Source organism: Cognatiluteimonas weifangensis, from assembly GCF_003416885.1.
GTDB classification, from domain to species: domain Bacteria; phylum Pseudomonadota; class Gammaproteobacteria; order Xanthomonadales; family Xanthomonadaceae; genus Cognatiluteimonas; species Cognatiluteimonas weifangensis.
The window spans coordinates 33,212-49,640 of sequence record NZ_QVPD01000016.1 but is presented as its reverse complement, the minus strand read 5'-3'; the positions used below and the strand labels follow the sequence as shown (position 1 = coordinate 49,640).

Annotated in this window: 11 protein-coding genes; 6 read left to right on the top strand and 5 right to left on the bottom strand. The window is 71.8% G+C overall.

What is annotated here, in order from left to right:
* Window positions 1–524: 524 nt before the first annotated feature.
* Entirely contained in the window at window positions 525–1,193 is a 669-nt protein-coding gene (locus tag D0Y53_RS12010) for a response regulator transcription factor (protein ID WP_117203559.1), read from the bottom strand.
* A gap of 84 nt (window positions 1,194–1,277) precedes the next feature.
* Complete coding sequence (acs, locus tag D0Y53_RS12005) at window positions 1,278–3,227, bottom strand: acetate--CoA ligase (RefSeq protein WP_117203558.1); 1,950 nt, start codon at window positions 3,225–3,227, stop codon at window positions 1,278–1,280.
* 178 nt (window positions 3,228–3,405) lie between these two features.
* On the opposite strand from acs, the gene D0Y53_RS12000 reads away from it, so the two are divergent.
* From D0Y53_RS12000 to D0Y53_RS11990, 3 genes are all read left to right on the top strand, one after another.
* Window positions 3,406–4,779: a DcaP family trimeric outer membrane transporter gene (locus tag D0Y53_RS12000; protein ID WP_117203557.1), complete on the top strand. Its 1,374-nt coding sequence runs from the start codon at window positions 3,406–3,408 to the stop codon at window positions 4,777–4,779.
* A 10-nt stretch (window positions 4,780–4,789) separates the two neighbouring features.
* Complete coding sequence (locus tag D0Y53_RS11995) at window positions 4,790–6,454, top strand: MFS transporter (RefSeq protein ID WP_117203556.1); 1,665 nt, start codon at window positions 4,790–4,792, stop codon at window positions 6,452–6,454.
* Between the two features lie 200 nt (window positions 6,455–6,654).
* Window positions 6,655–8,745, top strand: a complete 2,091-nt coding sequence (locus tag D0Y53_RS11990) for a M13 family metallopeptidase (protein WP_233511774.1) — start codon at window positions 6,655–6,657, stop codon at window positions 8,743–8,745.
* Between the two features lie 82 nt (window positions 8,746–8,827).
* Here the strand turns inward: D0Y53_RS11990 and D0Y53_RS11985 are convergent, their stop codons facing one another.
* The 3 genes from D0Y53_RS11985 to D0Y53_RS11975 all read right to left on the bottom strand — a co-directional run bounded on the left by D0Y53_RS11985 (window position 8,828) and on the right by D0Y53_RS11975 (window position 11,502).
* Window positions 8,828–9,772: an alpha/beta hydrolase gene (locus tag D0Y53_RS11985; protein WP_233511773.1), complete on the bottom strand. Its 945-nt coding sequence runs from the start codon at window positions 9,770–9,772 to the stop codon at window positions 8,828–8,830.
* Between the two features lie 141 nt (window positions 9,773–9,913).
* Window positions 9,914–10,279: an EF-hand domain-containing protein gene (locus D0Y53_RS11980; RefSeq protein ID WP_117203555.1), complete on the bottom strand. Its 366-nt coding sequence runs from the start codon at window positions 10,277–10,279 to the stop codon at window positions 9,914–9,916.
* 14 nt (window positions 10,280–10,293) lie between these two features.
* Window positions 10,294–11,502, bottom strand: a complete 1,209-nt coding sequence (locus tag D0Y53_RS11975) for a DesA family fatty acid desaturase (protein WP_117203554.1) — start codon at window positions 11,500–11,502, stop codon at window positions 10,294–10,296.
* Window positions 11,503–11,800: 298 nt separating this feature from the next.
* Between D0Y53_RS11975 and mutM the strand changes: the two genes are divergently transcribed.
* The 3 genes from mutM (at window position 11,801) to D0Y53_RS11960 (ending at window position 16,421) form a co-directional block, all read left to right on the top strand.
* Entirely contained in the window at window positions 11,801–12,646 is an 846-nt protein-coding gene (mutM, locus tag D0Y53_RS11970) for a bifunctional DNA-formamidopyrimidine glycosylase/DNA-(apurinic or apyrimidinic site) lyase (protein WP_117203553.1), read from the top strand.
* A gap of 63 nt (window positions 12,647–12,709) precedes the next feature.
* Window positions 12,710–13,282: an ECF-type sigma factor gene (locus D0Y53_RS11965; RefSeq protein ID WP_117203552.1), complete on the top strand. Its 573-nt coding sequence runs from the start codon at window positions 12,710–12,712 to the stop codon at window positions 13,280–13,282.
* 331 nt (window positions 13,283–13,613) lie between these two features.
* Window positions 13,614–16,421, top strand: coding sequence for a serine/threonine-protein kinase (locus D0Y53_RS11960; protein WP_117203551.1), 2,808 nt, complete (start codon window positions 13,614–13,616; stop codon window positions 16,419–16,421).
* Window positions 16,422–16,429 lie beyond the last annotated feature (8 nt).

Here is a 16,429-nt window from a genome sequence, read left to right as displayed (position 1 = left end):
ACCATGGAGGGTCCACGACCCGACTTAAAGACAGGAGGTCGTCAGGAGGGCGCAGCACCCCCAGCCCGCCGGGCGGCGACTCCTGCCGAAGCCGATCTCTCGAGCGCAGGCCACCGATGGTCCACGGCTCCACTTAAAGACAGGACATCGTCACGAGGGCGCAGCACCCCCAGCCCGCCAGGCGGCGACTCCTGCCGAAGCCGATCTCTCGAGCGCAGGCCACCGATGGTCCACGGCCCGACTTAAAGACAGGACATCGTCACGAGGGCGCAGCACCCCCAGCCCGCCGGGCGGCGACTGCCTCCAATGCCGATCTCACGAGGACAGGGATGGTCTTCGACCCACTTTCGCGGGATGACGACGACGCTTCCGACCTCCCTCCGAGCGACTCGTACGACCAGCCTTCGCGTGACCCAGCGCGGTCCAACGACAGCTCCGGACACCCGGCCGGCGTCTCCACCGGCTGGCCGCACTCCCGGCCCGATCTCCCGCGCCCCACGGAACGACGAAACGGGTTTACACGACTAGTCCGCTTCTTCCGGCGGCGGCACCACCGCGCCGGGGTCCAGCGCGAGCTTGCCGGCGATCAGCACCGCCTGGGTACGGTTGCTGGCGCCGAGCTTGCGCAGGATCGCGGTCATGTGCGCCTTCACCGTGGCCTCCGACACGCCCAGCTCGAACGCGATCTGCTTGTTCAGCAGCCCGGCGCCGAGCATCTGCAGCACCCGGAACTGCTGCGGCGTGAGCTCGCGCACGCGCTGCGCCACGGCCTGTTCGTCGGCGCTGGCGGCCGGGGCCTGCAGCGCGCCGGCCGGCGCCCAGCGGTCGCCCGCGAGCACCGCCGCAAGCGCGGCGCCAAGGGTGGCGGCGTCGGCGGACTTGGGGATGAAGCCGACCGCGCCGTGGTCCAGCGCACGCCGCATCACCGCCGGCTCCTCGCGCGCGGACACCACCACGATCGGCAGCTGCGGGTGCAGCGCGCGCAGGTGCACCAGCTCGCTGAAGCCCTGCGCGCCGGGCATGGTCAGATCCAGCAGCAGCAGGTCGGCGTCGGATTCGCGCTCCACCAGGGCGTTGAGCGCGGCGACGCCGTCGGCTTCGCACAGCCGCGCCTCGGGCAGCACGCGCGCGATCGCGCCGCGCAGGGCCTCGCGGAACAGCGGGTGGTCGTCGGCGATCAACAGCGTCGGCATGCGCATCTCCCTCCCCGGCGCCCGCGCGGCGACCGGACCGGAGGCACCGGCCCGGGCGGGCCGCGCGCAGGCCGGCGCGGCACGCTACATCACGCGCCGCTGCTGCACCAGCGACTCCACCACCGAGGGGTCGGCCAGGGTGGAGGTGTCGCCCAGCTGATCGGGGGCGTTCTCGGCGATCTTGCGCAGGATCCGGCGCATGATCTTGCCGCTGCGGGTCTTGGGCAGGCTCGGCGCCCATTGCAGGTGGTCGGGAGTGGCGATCGGGCCGATCTCGTTGCGCACGTAGGCGATCAGCTCCTTGCGCAGCTCCTCGCTGTCGGCCTCGCCGGCGACCAGGGTGACGTAGGCGTAGATGCCCTGGCCCTTGAGGTCGTGCGGGAAGCCGACCACCGCCGCCTCGGCGACCTTGGGATGCAGCACCAGCGCGCTCTCCACTTCCGCGGTGCCGATGCGGTGGCCGCTGACGTTGATCACGTCGTCGACGCGGCCGGTGATCCAGTAGTAGCCGTCGGCGTCGCGGCGGCAGCCGTCGCCGGTGAAGTAGCAGCCCGGATAGGCGCGGAAGTAGGTGTCGATGAAGCGCTCGTGGTCGCCGTAGACGGTGCGCATCTGCCCGGGCCAGGAATCCAGCAGCACCAGGTTGCCCTCGGCCTCGCCTTCCAGCAGGTTGCCCTCGGCATCGACGATCGCCGGCCGGACGCCGAAGAACGGCAGCGTCGCCGAGCCGGGCTTGGCCGCGATCGCGCCGGGCAGCGGCGAGATCAGGATGCCGCCGGTCTCGGTCTGCCACCAGGTGTCCACGACCGGGCAGCGGCCGTCGCCGACCACGTCGAAGTACCAGCGCCAGGCTTCCGGATTGATCGGCTCGCCGACGCTGCCCAGCAGGCGCAGGCTCCTGCGCGAGGTCCGCTTCACCGGCGCGTCGCCCTCGCGCATCAGCGCGCGGATCGCGGTCGGCGCGGTGTAGAACAGCGTGACCTGGTGCTTGTCGATCACCTCCCAGAAGCGCGACACGTCCGGATAGTTGGGCACGCCCTCGAACAGCAGCGCGGTCGCGCCGTTGGCCAGCGGGCCGTAGACGATGTAGCTGTGGCCGGTGACCCAGCCGACGTCGGCGGTGCACCAGTAGACGTCGTCCTCGCGCAGGTCGAACACCGCCTCGTGGGTGTAGCTGACGAACACCAGGTAGCCGCCGGTGGTGTGCAGCACGCCCTTGGGCTTGCCGGTGGAGCCGGAGGTGTAGAGCACGAACAGCGGATCCTCGGCGTTCATGCGCTCGGGGTCGCACTGCTCCGGCTGGCCCTCGATGACGGCGTCGTACCAGCGGTCGCGCGGCATCTGCATGGCGACCGCGCCGCCGGTGTGGCGCACCACCAGCACGGTCTCCACCGACTGCGTGCCGGGCAGCTTCAGCGCGGCATCGACGTTGGCCTTGAGCGGGACCTTCTTGCCGCCGCGTCGGCCCTCGTCGGCGGTGATCACCAGCTTGCTGGCGCAGTCGGCGATGCGCCCGGCGATCGAATGCGGCGCGAAGCCGCCGAACACCACCGAGTGGATCGCGCCGATGCGCGCGCAGGCGAGCATCGCCACCGCCGCCTCCGGGATCATCGGCAGGTAGATGGTGACCACGTCGCCCTTGCGCACCCCCAGGTTGCGCAGCGCGTTGGCCAGCCGGCACACGCGCGCGTGCAACTCGCGGTAGCTGATGCGTTGCGCCGGCTGCGCCGGATCGTCGGGTTCGAACAGCAGCGCGGTCTTGTCGCCGCGGGTGGCGAGGTGGCGGTCCAGGCAACTGACGGTGGCGTTGAGCTCGCCGTCCTCGTACCAGCGCAGGCGGAAATCCGCGGGATCGAAGTTGACGTTGCGGATCCGCGTGGGCGCGCGCATCCATTCCACGCGCTGCGCCACGCGTCCCCAGAAGGCGTCCGGGTCGCGGATCGATTCGGCGTACAGGCGCTCGTAGTCCTCGCGGCGGATGCGGGCGGCGGCGGCGAAGGCGTCGGGGACGGGATGGAGGTCTGGCTGCGACATGCGCGCGGCTCCATGAAAGGGGGCCACCAGTGTGCCGCAAGCGCCGTCGACGGCGTGAAGAAGCGGCCTTAGACATTGGTCGAAACCGCGCCCGGCTTCGACGAATGGCGAATAGGCGGCCCCCCCCCGGCACGTGCACGCTCGGCCCGTGCATCCGCACGCCGCCCGTGGAGGGACCATGACCCCCGTCGATGCAAACCGTCACCGGCAGCCGCTCGCGGCTGCACTCCTGATCGCGCTGCTGCTGCCGGGCCTGGCCCTGGCCGAAACCGACAAGGAGCGCGAACTCGAGGCCCGCGTCGCCCAGCTGGAACAACTGGTGCAGCAGCTGGTCGCACAGCAGCAGCAGGCGCAGGTCCAGGTCGAGGCCGTGCGCGCGGCGCAGGCGGCGCAACCGCAGCCCGCGGCCGCCAAGCCCGGCATCCAGGCCACGCCGATCGTCCCCGGTGCCGCGGCCGGCACCCGCTTCTCCTACGGCGGCTTCATCAAGCTGGACGCGATGCTGACCGACACCACCGACGGCGAGATCGCCGACGGCAGCGTCGGCCGCATGTTCTACGTGCCCTCGGCGATCCCGGTGGGCGGCGCCAACGAGGGCACCGACGCCGATTTCGGCGCGCAGTTCTCGCGCTTCTGGTTCGCCGCCGACACCGACCTGGAGTCCGGCGACAAGGTCAAGGCGTACCTGGAATTCGACCTGTACGGCGGCGGCAGCAACGCGTTCCTCGGCAACGAGGTCGCCACCAACACCCACGGCCTGACCGTGCGCCACGCCTACGTGGGATTCGGCAAGTGGCTGGCCGGGCAGACCTGGTCCAACTTCCAGGACGTGGCGGCGCTGCCGGACGCGGTCGACTTCGTCGGCCCCACCGAAGGCACGATCTTCGTGCGCCAGGCGCAGCTGCGCTACACGACCGGGCCATGGTCGTTCTCCGTCGAGAATCCGGAAACCACCGTCACCCCGTACCTGGGCGCCGGCGCGCGCATCAGCAGCGACGACAACAACGTGCCGGACCTGACCGCGCGCTGGCTGACCAAGGGCGACTGGGGCCACTTCACCGTCGCCGCGCTGCTGCGCCAGTACCGCTACCAGAACCCGGCCACCGGCATCGACGACAGCGGCAGCGGCGCCGCCCTCAGCGTCTCGGGCAAGGTCAACCTCGGCCCGCGCGACGACATCCGCTACATGGCCAGCGGCGGCCGCGGCATCGGCCGCTACCTGGGCCTGGGCATCGCCAGCGACACCGTGCTCGACGCCGCCGGCGACCTGGAGGCGATCGACGGCTACGGCGCGTTCGCGGCATGGCGCCACGTGTTCTCGCCGAAGCTGCGCGGCAATTTGTTCTATTCGATGGCGCATTTCGACAACGACCGCGCGCTCACCGGATTGTCGGTCACCGAACGCTCGCAGTCCTGGCACGCCAACCTGATCTATTCGCCGTTCCCGAAGCTGGACGTGGGCGCCGAACTGATCTGGGGCCGGCGCTCGCTGGAAGGCGAGGCCGACGGCGACCTGCGCCGCCTGCACACCCACGTCAAGTACAGCTTCTGAGGACCCCGGCATGAACTCCATCACCGCAGACAGCACCGGCTTCGAGAAAGGGCTCACCCAGAGCCACAAGAAGGTGATCTTCGCCTCCAGCCTGGGCACCGTGTTCGAGTGGTACGACTTCTACCTGTACGGCTCGCTCGCGGCGATCATCGCCAAGCAGTTCTTCTCCGCGCTCAATCCCACCAGCGCCTTCATCTTCGCCCTGCTCGCCTTCGCCGCCGGCTTCGCGGTGCGGCCGTTCGGGGCGCTGGTGTTCGGTCGCCTGGGCGACATGATCGGGCGCAAGTACACCTTCCTGGTCACGATCGTGATCATGGGCCTGTCGACGTTCCTGGTCGGCGTGCTGCCCAGCTACGCCGCGATCGGCATCGCCGCGCCGGTGACGCTGATCACGCTGCGGCTGCTGCAGGGGCTGGCGCTGGGCGGCGAGTACGGCGGCGCGGCGACCTACGTCGCCGAGCACGCGCCGCACGGCAAGCGCGGCCTGTACACCAGTTTCATCCAGACCACCGCCACGCTCGGCCTGTTCCTGTCGCTGCTGGTGATCCTGGGCACGCGCACCTGGCTGGGCAGCGAGGCGTTCGAGACCTGGGGCTGGCGCATCCCGTTCCTGCTGTCGTTCGTGCTGCTGGCGGTGTCGGTGTGGATCCGCATGCAGCTGGCCGAGTCGCCGATGTTCCAGCAGATGAAGGCCGAGGGCAAACAGTCGAAGGCGCCGATCACCGAGAGCTTCTTTTCCAAGAACGGCAAGATCGCGCTGCTGGCGCTGCTGGGCGCGACCGCCGGCCAGGCGGTGGTGTGGTACGCGGGCCAGTTCTACGCGCTGTTCTTCCTGACCCAGACCCTCAAGGTCGACGCCACCACCGCCAACCTGCTGATCGCCGGCGGCCTGGTCATCGGCACGCCGTTCTTCATCGTCTTCGGCTGGCTGTCGGACAAGATCGGGCGCAAGCCGATCATCATGGCCGGCTGCCTGCTGGCGGCGCTGACCTACTTCCCGATCTTCCAGGGCCTGACCCACTACGGCAACCCGGCGCTGGAAGCGGCGAGCACGACCAGCCCGGTGGTGGTGACGGCCGACCCGGCGACCTGCAGCTTCCAGTTCAACCCGGTGGGCACCAGCAAGTTCACCACCTCCTGCGACATCGCCAAGTCGGCGCTGGCCAAGAGCGGCATCCCCTACTCCAACGCGGTCGCCGCGGCCGGCAGCGTCGCCAGCGTCACCGTCGGCGACACCGTGGTCGCCGCGTTCGAGGGCGGCGGCCACGGGCCGGAGGCGCTCAAGGCCGACGGCGACCGCTTCAACGGCGAGCTCAAGGCGGCGCTGACCACCGCCGGCTATCCGGAGAAGGCCGACCCGGCGGCGATCGACAAGCCGATGCTGCTGGTGCTGCTGACCCTGCTGGTGGTGTACGTCACCATGGTCTACGGGCCGATCGCGGCGTGGCTGGTGGAGCTGTTCCCGACCCGCATCCGCTACACCTCGATGTCGCTGCCCTACCACATCGGCAACGGCTGGTTCGGCGGCTTCCTGCCGACCACCGCGTTCGCCATGGTCGCGGCGACCGGCAACATCTACCAGGGCCTGTGGTATCCGATCGCGATCGCGCTGATGACCTTCGTGATCGGTTCGCTGTTCCTGCGCGAGACCAAGGACGTCGACATCTCCAAGTGACCGTCGCGCCAGGGCGCGCGCGCCGACGCCGGCCTTCGGGCCGGCGTCGGCGTCCGTGCATGGCGCGGACGACCGCCCCGGCGCCCGCAGCCCGCGCGCGGCGGCGCCCGGCCGCGGATGCGGCCGATGACTTCCTGCCTATTTGGCGGCGGCGGCCGGCGGGACTAAGGTGGCGGTCCGTTTCCCACCCAGTGAACCCCATGCGCGGCTTCCTGCGTCCGACCCTGTTGACGATGGCCCTTGGCGCCTGCGTGGCCTGCACGCCGTCGTCCGCCCCTTCTTCCGCCGCCGGCCCGACCGCGGCGACGCCCGCGGCCCCGGCGATCGGCATCGACCTGGCCGGGATCGACAAGACGGTGGCGCCGGGCGACGACTTCGACGCCTATGCCAACGGCGCCTGGCGCAGGACCGCGGTGATTCCGGCCGACCGCGCCAGCACCGGCATCTTCCTGCAGGTGTTCCAGGCCGCCGAGCAGCGCAACGCCGACCTGGTGAAGGCAATCGCGGCCTCCAATCCCGCCGCCGGCAGCGACGAGCGCCGCATCGCCGACTACTACGCCGCGTACATGGACGAGGCCGCGATCGAGCGGGCCGGGCTGAAGCCGGTGCAGGGCGAGATCGACCAGGCCAACGCCATCGCCGACAAGGTCGCGCTGGCGCGGGTGCTGGGCGCCGGCCTGCGCGCCGACGTCGATCCGCTCAACGCCACCAACTACTACACCGACCGCCTGTTCGGCCTGTTCGTCACCCAGGACCTGCAGGATCCGGCGCGCAACACCGCCTACCTGCTGCAGGGCGGCCTGGGCATGCCCAACCGCGACTACTACCTGTCCGCCGACAAGGAAATGGCCGCGATCCGCGACAAGTACAAGACCTACGTCGCGGCGCTGCTGACCCAGGCGGGCATCGCCGATGCCGACGCCAAGGCGGCGTCGATCTACGCGCTGGAGGAGAAGATCGCCAAGGCCCAGGCCTCGATCGTCGACACCGAGAACGTGCACAACGCGCGCGCCTGGCGCATGGACGACTTCGCGAAAAAGGCGCCGGGGCTGGACTGGGCGGCGTATTTCCAGGCCGCCGGCCTCGACGGCCAGCCGTCGATCACCGCCTGGCAGCCCGACGCGATCGCGCAGCTGTCCGCGCTCACCGCCAGCCAGCCGCTGCAGGCGTGGAAGGACTGGCTGGTGTTCCATGCCATCAACCGCCATGCGGGCCTGCTGCCCAAGGCCTACGCCGACCTGGCGTTCGGTTTCTACGGCACCACCCTGAGCGGCACCCCGCAGCAGCGCGAGCGCTGGAAGCGCGCGCTCGGCGCGGTCAACAACGCGCTCGGCGACGCGGTCGGCAAGCTCTACGTGCAGAAGTACTTCCCGGCGTCCTCGCGCACGCAGGTGCAGCAACTGGTGGCCAACCTGCTGGCGGTGTTCCCGGAGCGGATCGACAAGCTCGACTGGATGGACGCCGCCACCAAGGCCAAGGCGAAGGCGAAAGTCGCTTCGATGCAGGTCGGCGTCGGCTACCCGGACACGTGGCGCGACTATTCCTCGCTGGAGATCAAGGCCGACGACGCGCTGGGCAACGCCGAGCGCGCCGAGCTGGCCGAATATCGTCACCAGCTGGCCAAGCTGGGACAAACGCCCGACCACGGCGAATGGTGGATGACGCCGCAGACGGTGAACGCGGTCAACCTGCCGCTGCAGAACGCGCTCAACTTCCCCGCCGCCATCCTCGAACCGCCGTTCTTCGACCCTAACGCCGACGCCGCCGCCAACTACGGCTCGATCGGCGCGGTGATCGGCCACGAGATCAGCCACAGCTTCGACAACCTGGGCTCGGAGTTCGACGCGCAAGGCAGGCTGCACAACTGGTGGACGCCCGAGGACGCTGCGCACTTCAAGGCCGCCAGCCAGGAGCTGGTCGCGCAGTACGCCGCCTACGAGCCGCTGCCGGGCCTGCACATCAACGGCGAGCAGACGCTGGGCGAGAACATCGCCGACCTGGCCGGGCTGGAGGTCGCCTACCAGGCCTACCGCAAGTCGCTGGGCGGCCAGCCGGCGCCGGTGATCGACGGCCTGACCGGCGACCAGCGCTTCTTCCTCGCCTTCGCCCAGAGCTGGCGCAGCAAGACCCGCGACGCCGCGCTGCGCGCGCAGGTGATCGGCGACGGCCACGCGCCAGGCCGCTTCCGCGCGCAGACGGTGCGCAACATCGACGCCTGGTACGACGCCTTCGGCGCGCAGCCGGGGCAGGCGCTGTACCTGGCGCCGGAGGCGCGGGTGCGGATCTGGTAAGCGAAGCAACCATGCAGGGGACGCCGGCCCGTTCGCGGGCCGGCGTCGTTTCCGGCGTCGCGACCGCTCAGCGCGCCGATGGTTACGCCGACGCCGGAGCGGGCAGCGAGGCGATGAAGGCGTCGACCGCGTCGGTGTAGGCGCCGGGTAGGCCCAGGGATTCGTTGATTTCGCGGTGCGACAGCGCCTGCGGCAGCACCTCGGCGCGGACGCCGAGACGCCGCGCGGCGCTGGCGAAGTCGCGCGCCTGGTTGCATGAATTCGCGCGCTCGCTCGAGCAGACCAGCAAGATGGGATGCGCGCCGCGCGCCAGTCGCAGCGTCGGCGATGCAGCGCGCCAGTAGGCCGGATCGGCGCCGAAGGCGTCGTCGTAGAGCGACGGATGGCGTGCCCCCATGATCTTCGCGACATCCAGCGCGGCGCTGTCGAGCGCGACGGTACCGCGCCATGCGCGTGCACCATGCGCACGTCCGAGCGCGGGGGCGGCATCCAGCAACGCGACGAGATGCGCGCCCGCGGAATGCCCGACGAGCACGAAGCGCGCCGGATCCGCGCCCCATCCGCGCGCATGACGCTGCGCGTACGCGAGCGCCGCAGCGACGTCGCCCGCCTGCTGCAACGGGTCGGTTTCGGGCAGCATCCGGTAGTCCACCGACACCACCACGATGCCGCGCGCGCTCCAGTCGGCGAGCTTGTTGGCGACCACGGCGCGATTGGCCTTGTCGCCCCGCTTCCAGCCGCCGCCATGCACGAGCAGCACCGCCTCGCCGTTCGGCCGGGCGGGCAGGTAGGCGTCGAGCCGCTGCGTCGGATCGGCGCCGTATGCAAGATCGGCGATCCGGCGCACGCCCGCGGGCAGGGCGTCTCGCTGCGCGCGTTGCCCGGCCGGATGGACGCGGCGCAGGCCTTCGCCGCGCCACGCCCGGTCCTGCCAGCCAGCCGGCGGGTCCGCCCACGCGGTTGCCGCAGCCGCAGCGACCATGCAGACGGCGACCCCGATGATCGCCATGCCTTTCCGCTTGCCCATCGTTGTGTTCCTTGCCAGGAATGGTGCCGACTCAACGCGGCGGCAGCCGCAGGAGTTGACGCCACCGCGTGGCGGGCGCCGTCGCAGCCGATCGGCGTTCAGGAAATCATCACCGTTTGCGGGGCGGCCATGCCGGACGGGTCAGCGAGGCGGGGCCGCCAGTTCCGCGGCGTCCAGGAATCCGTCGCCGTTGCGATCCTGGCGGGAGAACGTCGCCGCCAGTCGGGTGCGATGCGCCTCGCGACTGAGCGGATTACCGCGGCCGCCGGGAAGCTCCACCGGCGTCAGCACGCCGTCGCGGTCGCGGTCCATCGCCTCGAACCCGTAGCCCATCCAGGCTTGGTACTCGGCCAGCGACACGCGGCCGTCGCGGTCGGCATCCATGCGCGCGAGGTAGTCCGACGTGCCGCGGACCTGCGCCTGCAGCGGCAGTGCCATCGAGACCGCGAGCAGCCACGCCGCGGGCAGCGTGGCGCGGCTGCAGGAACGACGCGCTGCGGCGCGCATGGCGGGCGCCGCCGTTATGCCGCGGTGCCCTGCAGCGAATAGCCCTTCAGCCGCGCCGAGAACTCCTGCAGGGCGCGGATGCCGCTGGCCTCGGCCTCGTGGCACCAGGCCTGCAGCGCGTGCAGGCGGCCGGCCGCGTCCTGGCTGCGCGCCTCCAGCACGACGGCCAGGCGGCGGCGGTATTCGACCAGGGTGCCGATGCGCGGACGCTGGGCGAGGAAGGCCTGCAGCTGCGCGCGCGCGTCGGGCTGCAGCCAGCGGCCGTCGTCGGCGAGGCCGCGGCGCAGCTTGCGCGGCAGCAGCGCGCGCAATTTCGCGCCGGCGGCGCGCGCCTCCTCGCGCAGCGCCGGCGTGAGCACGTTGCGCTGGTAGTCGGTCATCGCCTGGAAGCGCACCGCCAGCAGCGCCTTGAGCGTGTCGGCGTCGGGCGCGGGGATGTTCGGGCGCACGTTGAGCGTGGGCGCGGTGCGCAGCACCTTGGCCAGGCCGACCCGCTGCAGCGCGCGGATCGCGCCCCAGCCGATGTCCACTTCCCACTTGCGCAGCGCGAACTTGGCCGAGGACGGGAACGCGTGGTGGTTGTTGTGCAGTTCCTCGCCGCCGATCCACACGCCCCAGGGGCTGAGATTGGTGGCGGTGTCGTCGGTCTCGAAGTTGCGGTAGCCCCACCAGTGGCCGAGGCCGTTGACCACGCCGGCGGCCCAGAACGGGATCCACAGCATCTGGATCGCCCACACCGCGACGCCGGCGAAGCCGGCCAGGGCGAAACTCGCGAACAGCAGCAAGGTCGGGCCCAGGGTCGCGTGCGGGGTGTACAGATGACGCTCGATCCAGTCGTCGGGGCAGCCCTTGCCGTACTTCTCGATCGACGCGCGGTCGGCGCGTGCGTCGCGGTACAGCTCCACGCCGCGCCAGAACACCTGGCCGATGCCCTTGACCACCGGGCTGTGCGGATCTTCCTCGGTCTCGCACTTGGCGTGGTGCTTGCGGTGGATCGCGACCCACTCGCGGGTGATCATCGAAGTGGTCAGCCACGACCAGAAGCGGAAGACATGGGCGATGGCGGGATGGAAATCCACGCCGCGATGCGCCTGGCTGCGGTGCAGGTACAAGGTGACGGCGAAGATGGTGAGTTGGGTGGCGACCAGCAGGTACAGGGCAAGCGCGCCCCAGCCTGGCTGCAGCAGGCCGCCGGCGAGGAATTCGGGCAGGGAAGCGGACATCGGGACTCCGGAAACGGGACGGGCAAACAGTGCCGGTCCTGCGGACATGATGCCAGCTAAAACGCGATTCCGTGCCGCTGCGGGGCCGCCGCGTTCAGCCGGCCGCCGCCGCCCCGGCGCGCATTTTCCGGCTCGGCCGGCGCAGGATTTCCCAGATCCGTTGCGCAGTCGCGCGACGCCGGGGCGATGACCGGCCAGTCGCCGGTTGCGTCGCTGCCTTGGGGCGAGCGGGGCTTCCGGCAACGCCGCGCCCGGCGCCCGGCTGTCCGCGGCGGGCGGGCTTTGCGACACTGCCGCCATGCCCGAACTGCCCGAAGTCGAGACCACGCGCCGCGGCCTGGCGCCGCATGTCGAGGGTCGCCGAATCGCGGCGGTGACCCTGCGGCGCCCGGACCTGCGCTGGCCGATCCCGCCGGAGGTGTCCGCGTTGCTGCCCGGGCAGCGCATCGTCGCGGTCCGCCGCCGCGCCAAGTACCTGTTGCTGGACACTGCCGCCGGCAGCGCGCTGCTGCACCTGGGCATGTCCGGCCGCCTGCGGGTGCTGCCGGCGGACTCCGCGGTCGGCCCGCACGACCACGTCGATCTGGCCCTGGCTGCCGGCGGCCGCGCTCCGGCGCGGGTGCTGCGCCTGACCGACCCGCGCCGCTTCGGCTGCCTGCTGTGGCAGCCGCCGGGCAGCGTCCATCCCCTGCTGCGCGGGCTCGGGCCGGAGCCGCTGCCGGATCCGGCCGGCGGCGGCCCGGTCTTCGACGGCGACTACCTGTTCAGCCGCAGCCGCGGCCGCAAGGCGCCGGTCAAGAGCTTCCTGATGGACCAGCGGGTGGTGGTCGGGGTCGGCAACATCTACGCCGCCGAGGCGCTGTTCGCCGCCGGGATCTCGCCGCTGCGCGCGGCCGGACGGGTCTCGCGCGAGCGCTACCGGCGGCTGGCCGAGGCCGTGCAGGCGATCCTGGCCGCGGCGATCGTGCGCGGTGGCACCACCCTGCGCGATTTCCTGAGCCCGGACGGCGCGCCGGGCTATTTCGAGCAGGAGCTGGCGGCCTACGGCCGCGGCGGCGCGCCCTGCCCGAACTGCGGGCGGCCGCTGAAGCAGGCCTGGATCGGCCAGCGCGCCAGCGTGTGGTGCGGGCATTGCCAGAAATGAACGACTTCCGTCACATTGTCGCGACCGAGGGCGCTATATTTGCCCCCACTCCGGGGGGGCAGCATGGCCGATACCGCCGAGATCACCCAGTGGCTGGATGCCGCGCGCGACGGCGACCGCGGGGCACTGGATCGCGTGCTGGCCACGCTCTACCAGGAACTGCACGCGATGGCGCGGCGCCAGCTCGCCGGCCAGCACGGGCAGACGCTGGACGCCACCGCGCTGGTGCACGAGGCCTATCTCAAGCTGATCGGCCGCAACGCCGCGCAGTTCGACGACCGCGCGCACTTCTTCGCCTATGCCGCCTCGGCCATGCGCAGCGTGGTGGTGGATTACGCGCGCCAGCGGCTGGCGCAGAAACGCGGCGGCGACCTGCACCGGGTCACCGAGCTGCCCGAGGAAGTCGAGGGCGCGTTGCGCCTGGACGAGGACACCCTGGGCCTGGACACCGCGCTGACCCGCCTGGCCAACGTCGACGAACGCCTGGCCCAGGTGGTGGAACTGCGCTACTTCGCCGGGCTCTCGGAACTGGAAATCGCCGCGCTGCTCAAGCGCTCCGAGCGCAGCATCCGCCGCGACTGGCAGAAGGCGCGGCTGTTCCTGCTGGCGTCGCTGAAGGATGAACCGGATCGCTAGCCCGGGCGGGAATTCCGCCGCGCGCGGCGAGCATGGCGCTGCGCGGGTTGCGCCGGAGAACATCGCGACCGTGCCCCCCTCGCCCTTTGCCCTCTCCCGACGGGAGAGGGGAAGTGATCGTCGCGCTGTGCGGGCTGCGTTGGAGAATGTCGCGACCGTGCCCCCCTCACCCTTTGCCCTCTCCCGACGGGAGAGGGGAAGTGATCGTCGCGCTGCGCGGGCTGCGTTGGAGAATGTCGCGACCGTGCCCCCCTCGCCCTTTGCCCTCTCCCGACGGGAGAGGGGAAGTGATCGTCGCGCTGCGCGCGACAGCGTTACTTGTTGAGGGCCGATGGACGCCGAACGCTGGCAACGCCTGTCGCCGCTGCTCGACGCCATGTTCGAGCTGGATGCGGCCACCCGCGCGCGCAGCCTGGCCTCGCTGCGCGAGGAAGATCCGCAACTGGGCGCCGACCTGGCCGAGCTGATGGCGCTGGAAGAGGCGCGCGGCGATTTCCTGTCGCAGCCGCTGGTGCCGGCGCTGCCCGGCCCCCGCCCCGGCACCCTGGCCGGGCCGTACCGGCTGGAGCGGCTGCTCGGCGAAGGCGGCATGGGCCAGGTCTGGCTCGCCAGCCGCGCCGACGGCCTGTACCAGCGCCGGGTGGCGCTGAAGCTGCTGCGCCCGGGCCTGGCCGATCCCAACCTGCAACTGCGCTTCACCCGCGAGCGCCAGATCCTGGCGCGCCTGGCGCACCCGCACATCGCGCGCCTGCTCGACGCCGGCATCAGCGGCGACGGCCAGCCCTACCTGGCGCTGGAGTACGTCGACGGCGAACCGATCACCGACTGGTGCCGCAGCCGCGCGCTGTCGCTGGAGGCGCGCTTGCGGCTGTTCCTGCAGGTCTGCGACGCGGTCAGCCACGCCCACGCCAACCTGATCGTGCATCGCGACCTGAAGCCGTCCAACATCCTGGTCACGCCGCTGGACGAAGTGCGCCTGCTCGACTTCGGCATCGCCAAGCTGCTGGACACCAACGAGCTCTCGCCCGAGCACACCGGCACCGGGCTGCGCGCCTTCACCCTGCACTACGCCGCGCCCGAGCAGATCCGCGGCGAGCCGATCACCACCATGACCGACGTCTATTCCCTCGGCGTGGTGCTGTACGAACTGCTGACCGGGAGCAAGCCGTACCGGCTCAAGCGCCAGACCGACGCCGAATGGGAAGAGGCGATCCTGACCGCCGACCCGATGCGCCCCTCGCTGTGCGTGCTGCGCGGCGGCGACACCACCGGCGCCGCGCAGCCGCAGCGCCGGCTGGCGCGCGCGCTGGCCGGCGATCTCGACAACATCGTGCTCAAGGCGCTGGCCAAGCGCCCGGAGCAACGCTATCCGTCGGTGGAAGCGCTGGCGCTGGACCTGGCGCGCTACCGCGACGGCAAGCCGGTGCTGGCGCGTCCGCAAAGCGTGGGCTATCGCCTGCGCAAGTACCTGCACCGGCATCGCTGGGCGCTGTCGACCGCCGCGCTGGTGACGGCGGTGCTGGCCAGCGCTTTCGGCATCGTCGCCTGGCAGGCGCGGCAGGCGGTGCAGGAAGCCAGCCGCGCGCAGGCGCTGCAGGATTTCGTGGTCGGCCTGTTCCAGCACGCCGGCGGCGGCAACGGCGAAGACCCGCTGGACGTGCGCCAGCTGCTCGACGCCGGCGTCGCCCGCGGCAACCGCGAACTGGCGCGGCAACCGGCCGCGCGCGCGGAACTGTTCGGCGTGATCGCGCGCCTGCGCCTGGGCCTGGGCGACTACGTCCCGGCGCTGCAGCTGCTGGAGCGCCAGGCGCTGATCGTGGACGCGCTCGGCGACGATGCGCCGCCGAGTCTGCGGCTGGAATCCACCACCGACCGCGGCCGCGCGCAGTTGCTGCTCGGCGATGCGCGCGCCTGCATCGCGGCGATGGCGCCGCGGCAGTCGCTGGCGCAGCGCGAGCAGCGGCAACTGCCGGTGCAGGTGGCGGAATTCTGGTCGCAGCTGGGGCGCTGCCAGCGCGCGATCGGCGCGGCGGACACGGCGCGGCCGCTGTTCCTGCGCTCGCTGGCGCTGCGCCGCGACGCGCTGGACGACGACGCCGGCGTGGTCGAGAACCTCGCCGACCTCGCCGGCCTGCACGCCGACGCCGGCGAGCTGGCCGCGGCCCGCCGCGGCTACCGCGATGCGCTGCGGCAGTTGCGCGAACGCGTCGGCTCGCGCCATCCGCTGTCGATCGCGCTGCTGCGCAACCTGTGCGCGGTGCAGCGCAGCGCCGGCGACACCATCGGCGCGCAACGCGACTGCGGCAACGCCCTGGCGCTGGCGCGGGAACTGCACGGCGACGACCATCCGGCCAGCATCGACGCGCGCCGCCAGCTGGCCACGATCCAGGTCGACATCGGGCGCTACGCCGAAGCCGAAGCGACGTTCCGCGACAGCCGCGCCTGGCTGGTGGCGCGGCTGGGGCCGGACCACGACAGCGTCGCCCGCGACGACAACAGCCTGGGCATCATCGCCTGGGAACGCGGCCATCCCGTGGCCGCGCTGGCGGCCTTGGACCGCTCGATCGCAGTGCGCCGGCGCCGCGGCAATCCGCTGGAGCTGGCCGGGGTGCTGTTCAACAAGGCGATGGTGCTGCACGAGCTGCGCCGCAATACGGAGGCGCGGCCGCTGCTGCTGGAGGCGCGGCGGCTGCGCAGCGAACACCTCGGCCCGGCGCATCCGCTGGTCGGCGACAGCGACCGCCTGCTGGGCGAAATCGACGCCGCGCTCGGCGACCGCGCGCGCGCGCTGGCCGAGCTGCGCGCGGCCGCGCAGTCCACCCGCGACGGCTACGGCGCCGCCCATCCGCACGCGCGCCGGGCACAACTGTCGCTGGCCGCGCTGCAGGCCGCCAGCGGCGACGCCGCCGCGCTGGCGCGGCTGGACGCGCTGGCGGAACTGGCGTCGCAACCGGAGATCGAACTGCGCAAGGTGGCCTGGCTGGCCGGCGCCGCGGCCGCCGCGCAGCGCTGCCACGGCCCGGAGCGCATGCGCGCGCTGGCCTCGCTGCAGGCGCTGCAGGCCGAGGTCCGCAATGCGCAGCCCGAAGGCGGCGTCACCGCGCGCCAGGTCGCCGCCCGCCAGGCGAGCTGCCTGTAGCGGCGCGG

Excerpts from the sequence above, each read along its gene's own strand:
- D0Y53_RS12010 (WP_117203559.1), bottom strand. The coding sequence starts at position 1,193 with ATGCCGACGCTGTTGATCGCCGACGACCACCCGCTGTTCCGCGAGGCC.
- acs (WP_117203558.1), bottom strand. The coding sequence starts at position 3,227 with ATGTCGCAGCCAGACCTCCATCCCGTCCCCGACGCCTTCGCCGCCGCC.
- D0Y53_RS12000 (WP_117203557.1), top strand. The coding sequence starts at position 3,406 with ATGACCCCCGTCGATGCAAACCGTCACCGGCAGCCGCTCGCGGCTGCA.
- D0Y53_RS11995 (WP_117203556.1), top strand. The coding sequence starts at position 4,790 with ATGAACTCCATCACCGCAGACAGCACCGGCTTCGAGAAAGGGCTCACC.
- D0Y53_RS11990 (WP_233511774.1), top strand. The coding sequence starts at position 6,655 with ATGCGCGGCTTCCTGCGTCCGACCCTGTTGACGATGGCCCTTGGCGCC.
- D0Y53_RS11985 (WP_233511773.1), bottom strand. The coding sequence starts at position 9,772 with ATGGGCAAGCGGAAAGGCATGGCGATCATCGGGGTCGCCGTCTGCATG.
- D0Y53_RS11980 (WP_117203555.1), bottom strand. The coding sequence starts at position 10,279 with ATGCGCGCCGCAGCGCGTCGTTCCTGCAGCCGCGCCACGCTGCCCGCG.
- D0Y53_RS11975 (WP_117203554.1), bottom strand. The coding sequence starts at position 11,502 with ATGTCCGCTTCCCTGCCCGAATTCCTCGCCGGCGGCCTGCTGCAGCCA.
- mutM (WP_117203553.1), top strand. The coding sequence starts at position 11,801 with ATGCCCGAACTGCCCGAAGTCGAGACCACGCGCCGCGGCCTGGCGCCG.
- D0Y53_RS11965 (WP_117203552.1), top strand. The coding sequence starts at position 12,710 with ATGGCCGATACCGCCGAGATCACCCAGTGGCTGGATGCCGCGCGCGAC.
- D0Y53_RS11960 (WP_117203551.1), top strand. The coding sequence starts at position 13,614 with ATGGACGCCGAACGCTGGCAACGCCTGTCGCCGCTGCTCGACGCCATG.